Below are 5,332 nucleotides of genomic sequence, written 5' to 3' on the forward strand. Positions count from 1 at the left end.
TAATCAGCGAGTCAGCTTGGGAAGAAATGACCTGCTTATTCGCACCTTCCCTAAAGCATTTAGAGAGGCAATTAAAGAGAATGCTTCATAATGTTCATGCCTGAAATTATTTTTGCTAAATAATGGTTTTATCTTTTCTAATTTATTAGCGCAGGGCGTCTGTGCTAATATTCATCGCAAGTATACACAGGAATAATATTTACTTGATATGACCACGGTTCGGTCATGCAGTATATCGTGTACGCGGGCCATGAATATGCTTTTAATATTCATCCAGTAAATGGTATGGCGATCGAGTCACTCGCCGATCGTTTGCGGGCAAGCGAAGAAACTTCGACAGGAAGCGGAGGTGTTATGTTACCAGGACAAGGTAAGTTTGGCGTCGTTATTAGTAAAATCCCCGTCATGCAGTCAGGGTTAAAGGTGATCTTCAATGAGAACCTCCCGGATTACGAACTCAGTTTTTGTCGCACTCATGATAAGCTCACCCTATTACAACTGCGGCGAGCGGTGCTGGTCGTTGCGGATATCTCCGGCGAGATTGCGCACCCCCGGGCCGTCTGCGAGCGTTATTACTCCCTCATGACCCAGTATCGAGATATTCACTGGGTTTTTATGGTCGGCGACAGCCTCTATCCATTAGCCGTTGAGCTTTTAATTCGTCCCGAAAGCTCGCTGATCTCCGAGAGCGAGCCGGTTGACCGGCTGATTGAGGTGATTTGCGCCGGTAGCCGTGCGGCTGAGCAGATTAGCCGTACGTTGTTTACCGGGGATGTGGACAGCGATTTCGCTAGCTACCACTCAGCGGCGATGCTGACCCTGTCAGAGCGGAAAGTTCTGCGCCTTCTGGCGAAGGGATGGGGAATTAACCAGATCGCCGCGCTGTTGAAAAAGAGTAATAAGACGATTAGCGCGCAGAAAAATAGCGCAATGCGTCGTTTATCGCTACGCAGCAACGCTGAAATGTATGCCTGGATCAACAGTGCGCAGGGAATGCAAGAGCTGAATATCAATTCAGCTTACGGGGAACAAATGGAATGGAAAAAAATAGCACAACCCGTCATGTCGCCATCGTAGAAAAATGTGTGATGACGGAAATGGCCTGGCGCTATACCTTTAGCCGTGAAGAGAGCAGCCAATACCGCATTCATTTTTTTAAAAATATCAATTTGCTCAGGGCGGTGGAAACGTCGTTCCCATGGTCAGCAATCATCTTTTCACTTTCGGGGAGTCGTTCGTCCAGAGCCGAGAGCCTGCTTTTTCTTCACGAAATGGCGAGGATCCGACCGGAAGTACAAACGATTATTCTGGCTAATAATGAAAGCGAAATGCGTCTGATCGGCCATTTAATGCCGGCCTGCCTGCAGGGTATATTAAATAAATCCGCGCCGCGACGCGGATTGCAGGAGCATTTGTTACAGCTGCTGGATAATCATTCCCTCGCCGGCAAAGAGCACTTTTGCGGCAGAGAGGCATGCAACGATCCGCTAAGCCCAACGGAGCACGCCATTCTTCGGTATATGTCGTGGGGATATTCGCTTGCGGAAATTGCGGTGCAGCTGAACCGGAACATTAAAACCATCCGCGCGCATAAATTCAACGCCATGACCAAGCTCGGGGTTCGCTCTGACATTGGATTATTAAACGCGGCGGATATCTTGCTGCATTTACCGATAAGCGGCCCGACCAGCGCCGTTAAACAGGTGGCATAACGCGGCTATATGCATACGTCTACCCATGTTGCATCGGTGAGCTGCGCCATTCGTTCTGGTTCAATGCGAACGGCGCTGTGAATAGCTCCCGCTGCGGGTAGCACCTCCTGATAGTGCCTGAGCGAGACGTCACAGAAGACGGCCAACGGATTTTCCAGACCAAACGGGCACACGCCGCCAACCGGATGGCCGGTCCAGGTTACCACCTCGTCGCTGCTCAACATACGCGCTTTAGCGCCAAAGGTCTCTTTCAGCTTTTTATTATCCAGCCGCGCATCGCCCCTGGCGACGATCAATACAATCTTATCTTTGATCTTGAGCGACAGCGTTTTGGCTATTTGTCCCGGCTCAACGTTGTGCGCGGCAGCGGCAAGCGCCACAGTGGCGGTACTCTGGTTTAACTCAATAATTTCGATATCGGGGGCGTGTTCGGCAAAAAACTGCCGTACAGACTGCAGACTCATTGGATTCTCCTGATTTAAGGCTGGTTAAATCTGTCACAAGCCTGGCGGAGTGTAAATATCAGCGCGGACAATCCAGATTCTTTCTATTTTGTCGATCTCCTTCACATTCACCGTAACCGGTTACAGTAACCGGTTGCGGTTATCTGCATTGAGATGAATACTGGAACAGTCACTTCTCCTTTTATTTATAACAAAAGAGCCGTGTATGAATCGTTGTGTTATGGGCAGTATAGCCGGTAATCCACCCGCGGCGTGCTGCATCAATAAGCGGTCATCGTAACGGCAGGGTAATCGTTGTTGGGCCAGTATCAATAGCCTGTCAGGAGGGCTACTATGTCTGCTAACCATGCTGCGTTTAATTTGATATTTCGCTTTGTAGAAAATTACATAAGCCCCATAGCAGGGCGGATCTCATCGCAGCGTCACGTCATGGCTATCCGTGACGGTTTTATCTCCGCGATGCCGTTTATGATCGTCGGATCGTTCCTGCTGGTGTTTGCTTATCCTCCTTTCTCCCCGGATACCACCTGGGGTTTTGCCCGCGCCTGGCTGGATCTGGCAAAAGAGTTTGAGGGGCGCATTCTGACCCCCTTTGATATGACGATGGGGATCATGTCGATCTACATCTGCGCGGCAATCTCTTACAACCTCGGTAAGCACTACGAGAAATCCAATCAGCTCGATCCCTTTATGTGCGCGATGCTGTCGATCATGGCCTTTTTACTGATTGCCGCGCCGAAGACGAATGGCACACTGCCGGTGGATAGCCTCGGCGGAACAGGGATCTTTACCGCCATTCTGGTGGCGATCTACTGTGTGGAGATGATGCGTTTTCTCAAGGCGCATAATATCGGTATCCGTCTACCGGATCAGGTCCCACCGATGATCAAAAATTCCTTTGATCTGTTGATCCCGGTGCTGGTGGTTGTGCTGACGCTCTATCCGCTGAGCCTGTTTATTCAGCACCATTTTGACATGCTGATCCCGCAGGCCATTATGGCAATTTTCAAACCGCTGGTTTCGGCAGCCGATTCCCTGCCGGCGATCCTGCTGGCGGTCCTCATCGGCCACCTGCTGTGGTTTGCCGGGATCCACGGTGCGGCGATCGTTTCCGGGATGCTGCAGATGTTCTGGCTGACCAACCTCGGTATGAACCAGCAGGCGCTGGCCCAGGGCGCGCCTCTGCCGCATATTTTTATGGAGGCGTTCTGGACCTTCTTTATCGTGGTCGGAGGTTCCGGTGCCACCATGGGGCTGGTGTTCTGCTATCTGCGCAGCCGCTCAGCGCATTTGCGCTCCATTGGGCGTTTAAGCGTGGTGCCAAGCCTGTTTAACATTAACGAGCCGGTCATCTTTGGGACGCCTATCGTCATGAACCCGGTGTTCTTTATTCCGTTCCTGCTGGCGCCGATGGTGAATGCGGTGTTGGCCTGGGCGGCAATGAAGCTGGATCTGATTGGCCGCGTCATCTCCGTGGTACCGTGGACGGCGCCGGCGCCGATTGGCGGTGCCTGGGCGCTGGGCTGGGATTTCCGGGCGGCGATTCTGGTCATCGTTCTGGCCTGCGTGTCGGCGATTATCTACTTCCCGTTCTTTAAGGTGTATGAGAAGCAGCTGCTTGCTCAGGAAGCGGAAGAGGCTGAGCGGGCGGAGCAGGAGAGTCAGCAGACCGCATAAATAGTGACCGGGCGGCCACAGGCCGCCCGTTGCTTATTGTAGACAGGGCGTTATTTTAACGTGCAGTCGCCGCACTGTTGGACGTCCGGCAGGCGATAGCGCTGGCAGCAGGTGCGTCGGACTAACTGTCCTTCACGCAGCACAACCGTTCGCCATAGTGGGTTATCCTGACCATCGGCGAGTTGTTTTTCGAAGAAACAGTGCTGGCGCAGGGCGGCAAGCTGCTCATCCCCCAACAGCGCGCGCATTTCCCCAAGATACCAGTTAATCAGATAGCCAGTATTGCTCCAGATAAGTTTGCCATTGATCTCGCCCGTGGCTTCCAGCGCCTCAATAACCGGCTGCAGGGTGAGCGTCACCAGGGCATCCATTCGCGACAGCGGTGACAGTCTCTCAATACCGGCATCGCTATGGACATCAATCCAGAAACAGGCCGCCCTGCCGCTTTCGTGAAATTCGACGTGGAAATGTTCCGGCGCCAGGCTGAGACCCTGTGGTTCATTGAGCAACGCCAGCATCAGCGGCGGCACCAGCAGACCGATATACCATTGCGCCCAGAGCGAGAGCAGAGGTTTTGCTTCCCGTGTCAGCGTTGGCTGATGACGATAGATATGATCGGAATAAGTGGCCAGCAGGGAGCGTAAGGCGGTGGGTCGCGACCACTCGGCAAGCGTCAAAGCGTGCCCTGGAGCGGATTCATCCAGGCGCAGGAAATCGAGCAGATGGGGGCGAAGGCTGGCGATTTTTTCCCGAATACTCTCCGCCAGGGCGCGCTCAGCCGTCGGCAAAGGGGCCCGCCAGATAAGTTCATCGCTGAGAGGAAGGGAACGCCAGGCCATTCGATTTCCAGATACAAATCTAAATGATAATGATTCCTGATATTAGTTGTTTGCAGGCGGCATGGCAAGAATTTTGTCGGCGCCACGATGCCGCGGCGCGCGCAGGTTAACTGGCCAGAATAATGTTGCGGCCTTTATTCTTAGCGTCATAGAGTGCGCCGTCGGCGCGCGCCAGCGCTTGCTCAATATTGTCATCAATGAGCGGCGTCAGGCCAATACTGATGGTCACGTTGGTGGCGACGCTTTCATTAAACATATGCGGGATTTTCAGGTCATAGACCCGCTGCCGAATACGTTCGGCAGCCTGCCAGGCCGTTTCTTCGCTGCTGTTGGTCAGCAGCACCATAAACTCCTCTCCGCCAAAGCGGGCGACAATATCGCGCGAGCGTACGGCGTTGCGAATAGCAGCAGAGACGCGAATGAGCGCCTGGTCGCCCATCATATGACCATAGTGATCGTTATAGGCTTTGAAATGATCGATATCGAGGAGCAGCACGAAGTGGTTGTCGCCGTCCAGCGCCAGCAGGGTATCGAGGCGATTCTGCAGTCCGCGGCGGTTATACAAACCGGTCAGAGGATCCAGCAGGTAATGACTCCAATTTACTGATAGTGTTTTATGTTCAGATAGTGCCCGATGACT

6 protein-coding genes are annotated in these 5,332 nt (G+C 53.0%); 3 read left to right on the forward strand and 3 right to left on the reverse strand.

Going from position 1 to position 5,332, the window contains the following annotated elements:
- Positions 1–354: 354 nt before the first annotated feature.
- Entirely contained in the window at positions 355–1,077 is a 723-nt protein-coding gene (locus ABLV54_RS12770) for a LuxR C-terminal-related transcriptional regulator (RefSeq protein ID WP_050534064.1), read from the forward strand.
- Positions 1,038–1,712 carry a DNA-binding transcriptional activator BglJ gene (gene bglJ / locus ABLV54_RS12775; RefSeq protein WP_032454790.1) on the forward strand — a complete coding sequence of 225 codons (675 nt, stop codon included), beginning with the start codon at positions 1,038–1,040 and terminating at the stop codon, positions 1,710–1,712. The genes ABLV54_RS12770 and bglJ overlap by 40 nt, the downstream gene beginning before the upstream one ends.
- A 5-nt stretch (positions 1,713–1,717) precedes the next feature.
- On the opposite strand, the gene ABLV54_RS12780 is transcribed toward bglJ, so the two are convergent.
- Entirely contained in the window at positions 1,718–2,176 is a 459-nt protein-coding gene (locus tag ABLV54_RS12780; RefSeq protein ID WP_023291881.1) for a YbaK/EbsC family protein, read from the reverse strand.
- A gap of 333 nt (positions 2,177–2,509) precedes the next feature.
- Here ABLV54_RS12780 and ABLV54_RS12785 point away from each other — a divergent pair, with 333 nt between their 5' ends.
- The gene (locus ABLV54_RS12785) at positions 2,510–3,853 is read left to right on the forward strand and encodes a PTS cellobiose transporter subunit IIC (RefSeq protein WP_002887650.1); all 1,344 of its coding nucleotides are present in this window, start codon (positions 2,510–2,512) and stop codon (positions 3,851–3,853) included.
- 50 nt (positions 3,854–3,903) lie between these two features.
- On the opposite strand, the gene fhuF is transcribed toward ABLV54_RS12785, so the two are convergent.
- Together fhuF and ABLV54_RS12795 are read right to left on the reverse strand one after the other, a co-directional pair.
- Entirely contained in the window at positions 3,904–4,692 is a 789-nt protein-coding gene (gene fhuF / locus ABLV54_RS12790; RefSeq protein WP_050534035.1) for a siderophore-iron reductase FhuF, read from the reverse strand.
- Between the two features lie 106 nt (positions 4,693–4,798).
- The coding region (locus ABLV54_RS12795) for a GGDEF domain-containing protein (protein WP_348814171.1) at positions 4,799–5,332 on the reverse strand (534 nt) is incomplete at its 5' end.

This window comes from Klebsiella sp. JB_Kp042 (assembly GCF_040065275.1).
In the GTDB taxonomy this organism is placed as follows: Bacteria; Pseudomonadota; Gammaproteobacteria; order Enterobacterales; family Enterobacteriaceae; genus Klebsiella; species Klebsiella quasipneumoniae.

Excerpts from the sequence above, each read along its gene's own strand:
- ABLV54_RS12770 (WP_050534064.1), top strand. The coding sequence starts at position 355 with ATGTTACCAGGACAAGGTAAGTTTGGCGTCGTTATTAGTAAAATCCCC.
- bglJ (WP_032454790.1), top strand. The coding sequence starts at position 1,038 with ATGGAAAAAAATAGCACAACCCGTCATGTCGCCATCGTAGAAAAATGT.
- ABLV54_RS12780 (WP_023291881.1), bottom strand. The coding sequence starts at position 2,176 with ATGAGTCTGCAGTCTGTACGGCAGTTTTTTGCCGAACACGCCCCCGAT.
- ABLV54_RS12785 (WP_002887650.1), top strand. The coding sequence starts at position 2,510 with ATGTCTGCTAACCATGCTGCGTTTAATTTGATATTTCGCTTTGTAGAA.
- fhuF (WP_050534035.1), bottom strand. The coding sequence starts at position 4,692 with ATGGCCTGGCGTTCCCTTCCTCTCAGCGATGAACTTATCTGGCGGGCC.